2 protein-coding genes and 1 pseudogene are annotated in these 3,267 nt (G+C 71.6%); 2 read left to right on the forward strand and 1 reads right to left on the reverse strand.

Annotation, left to right across the window (positions count from 1 at the left end):
• Positions 1 to 145: pseudogene (locus tag VGJ14_19690) on the reverse strand (IS110 family transposase).
• Positions 146 to 288: 143 nt separating this feature from the next.
• Here VGJ14_19690 and VGJ14_19695 point away from each other — a divergent pair.
• On the forward strand, positions 289 to 1,815 hold the full coding sequence (locus VGJ14_19695; GenBank protein ID HEY2834651.1) for an ISL3 family transposase: 1,527 nt from the start codon (positions 289 to 291) through the stop codon (positions 1,813 to 1,815).
• 114 nt (positions 1,816 to 1,929) lie between these two features.
• Positions 1,930 to 3,135, forward strand: a complete 1,206-nt coding sequence (locus VGJ14_19700; GenBank protein HEY2834652.1) for an SEC-C metal-binding domain-containing protein — start codon at positions 1,930 to 1,932, stop codon at positions 3,133 to 3,135.
• Positions 3,136 to 3,267: the final 132 nt, after the last annotated feature.

The raw sequence follows: 3,267 nt of genomic DNA on the forward strand, positions 1-3,267 counted from the left end.
CGGCGTAGTTCTTGCGCGCCTTGGCACTGGCATAGCGGTCCGGGTCGTCTCCGAACTCCGCGAGCACCCGGGCGCCGAGGACCTCAGCCAGGCCGGGTTGGCTGAGGTGGATTTTCGCGGCCGGGTGCTGGCGAAAATGGGGGCTCTGGCGTGCTTTCCGTGATCGGGCAGGTACTCGGCGTGTCGTCTGGGTCGGTGCCATGGGGAGCGCGATGATCACCGGCATGGGCTCTTGATCGTCTGTTGCCGCATCTGTCGGGTGTGCTGGTCGAGGATGTCGAGCATGTCGTGGGGTTGCTGCGGCTGTGTGGTCGGGTCCGGGCTACCCGGGGCGGGTGCACCGGCTGCGGTGTGATCTCGAGGCGGGTGCATAGCCGGTATGTGCGCACGTTGGCTGACGCGCCGATCGCCGGGCAGCGGGTCGAGCTGGCGCTGCGGGTGCGCCGGTTTTTCTGCGACAACTCCGGCTGTGAGAAAAAGACCTTCGCCGAGCAGGTGCCGGAGTTGACCGCGCCGCATGCGCGTCGGACCGGGTTGCTGCGGCGGATGCTAGAGGCGGTGGGATTGGCGCTGGCCGGGCGGGCCGGGGCCCGCCTCGCGGCCCGGTTGGGCATCGTCGTAGGCCGGGACGCGCTGTTACGGCTGGTCAAAGCGCTGCCGACCCCTCTGCTGGGGCCGGTGCCGGTGCTCGGAGTGGACGATTTCGCGCTGCGGCGGGGGCATCGTTACGGCAGTGTGCTGGTCGATATGGCTACCCACCGTCCGGTCGACGTGCTGGCCGACCGGGAAGTGGACACCTTCGCCGGCTGGCTGAGCGCGCACCCCGGGACCGAGGTGATCTGCCGGGATCGGGCCGGCGCCTATGCCGAGGGCGCCCGCCTCGGGGCACCAGGCGCGGTGCAGGTCGCCGACCGGTGGCATCTGTGGCACAACCTCGCCGAGCACGTAGAGAACACCGTGCGCGCCCACCGGGGGTGCCTGCGCGCGAGCGCCACCCCCGTTCGCGGTGTTGATGACGCCGGCGACGCCGATGAGGATGCGGAGCCGGTGGTGGTCCCGACCCGGGAGCTGCCGATCATGACCCGGACCCGGGAGCGGCACCGGGTGATCAGCGAGCGGGCCGCGGCCGGGGTGAGCATGTCGGCGATCGCCCGTGAGCTGGGGCTGGACCGGGCCACGGTGCGTCGGTTCGTGCGTGCCGAGAACCTCGACGAGCTGCTGGTCAAGACCCGTCAGCGGGCCAGCCTGCTCGACGGGTTCACTGACTACCTGCACCACCGGTGGGCCCAGGGCGTCCGCGACGCCGCCGCGCTGACCGGTGAGCTACGCGAACTCGGCTACCGCGGCAGTGATCAGACCGTGCGCCGGTATCTGGCGCCGCTGCGCGACGGCCGGGCGGCGCCGCCGGCCCGGCCGCTCGCCCCGACGGTGCGTGAGGTGACCGGCTGGCTGCTGCGGCCGAGCGCCGCGCTGGAGGAGAGCCAGCGGGTGCGGCTCAAGCAGGTCCTCGCGAACTGCCCGGAGCTCGAGGCCACCGCCGGCCACGTGCGCGGGTTCGCCGAGATGATGACCCAACGCCGCGGCGACCGGCTCGAAGACTGGCTCACGGCGGTGGAAGCCGACACGAGCCAGCCGGAGCTGGCCCGATTCGCCCGGGGGCTGCGCCGCGACCAGGCAGCGGTGACCGCCGGACTCACTCACGAGCACTCCTCCGGGGCGGTGGAGGGTGCGGTCAACCGGATCAAGATGCTCAAACGCCAAATGTTCGGCCGGGCCGGGTTCGACCTGCTGCGCACCCGCATCCTGCTGGCCTGAGCAGCGAAGTCGCCGCGGGCGAGCCTTCGCACCGATAGCAACTGAGCAGCCGCGGGGGCGCCGGCGCCGCCCAGTAGCCTCCCGGGGTAACCACCACGGGAAGGGGCGCACGTCATGGTGGGGCCAGCGAGGCACCACACGACCAACACCGCGACCAACACCGCGACCAACACCGCGGGTGATACCGCGACCAATACCGCGGGCGACGCGGCCGTGCTGGATGTCGTGGACCGGTTGGTCGACCAGCTCGACATGGCCATGGCCGTGCGGCCCCGGGACGCGGCCCAGGTCGCCGACACGCTCGACGCCATGGTCACCGCGTGCCGGCGCGATCCGCGGGTGGCCGAGGAGCTCGACCTGGCCGGGCTGCTCGACGAACTCGCCGAGACCTACAGCGAGCTCGGCCGCGTCGATGACGCCCTCGACGCGATGCACGCGGCGATCGCCGCCGGCTATGAGTCCACCCCCGACCCGCGCTGCCGGCTGGCCGAGATCCAGCTGCGTGCCGGACGGACGGAGCCCGCCAGCGAGCTGTTCGCCCAGGTCCACGCCGATTTCCCGGACGATGTGTGGCTGCACAACAACGCCGGGATCGAGTACGCCGCCGCCGGGGACTATCCCGAGGCGCTGGCCTGGTTGACCTCCGGGCTCACGATCGCCCTGGATAGCGGGGATCCCGAACGGCTGGTCACCCAACTCCATGAGTGCCGCCGCGACGCCCTGCACGCCCTTGACCAGCCCCACGACGACCTCGACGCCCGCGCCGAAGCCTTCCTCAACCAGCCCCGACCCGACCGGCCGGGCTGGTCGCCGCCCGCGCTACCGGGCGCGCTGGACCTGCTCGACACCCCCTCGAGCAGCGCACTCGCCCCCACTGCGGTCGTCCCGTCCGGCCCGCCCACCACCTCGCGGGTGGCGATGGCGCTGGCCTGGTTCCCCGTCACCGAGTTCGACACCGCCCTGACCCACTGGCCCCATCTCGCTGATGACGCGCACTGGGCCACCGCCGACCACACCACCTACAACCACCAACTCGAACGCCATCTGCGCGGCCTCGCCCACCAGGCCACCAGCCCGGCCACCGTCTCGCTGTGGATCGCCCCCATCCACCTCGAGGCATTCCACACCTGGTGCACCCGCCACGACCGCGACCCCGCCGCCAACAACACCCGCGCCAGCTACGCCGCCGACCAGGCCCGCACCCACCCCGAGACGCTCATCGCCTGGCCCCCCGGACGCAACCAGCCCTGCTGGTGCGCCAGCGGCCGCAAATACAAAAAATGCTGCGGCCACCCCACGACAGCCCTACCCACGAACTGAGCAATCACGGAAAGCACGCCAGAGCCAAAATGGGCGCTCACCTCGCCGGCGAGGCGGTCGATCTCGACGTTCAACGTGCCGATCACGACCGTCAACGAGCGGGTGATGGCGGCGTAAGCTGTTGCGCGGCGC

Source organism: Sporichthyaceae bacterium (assembly GCA_036493475.1).
Classification (GTDB): domain Bacteria; phylum Actinomycetota; class Actinomycetes; order Sporichthyales; family Sporichthyaceae; genus DASQPJ01.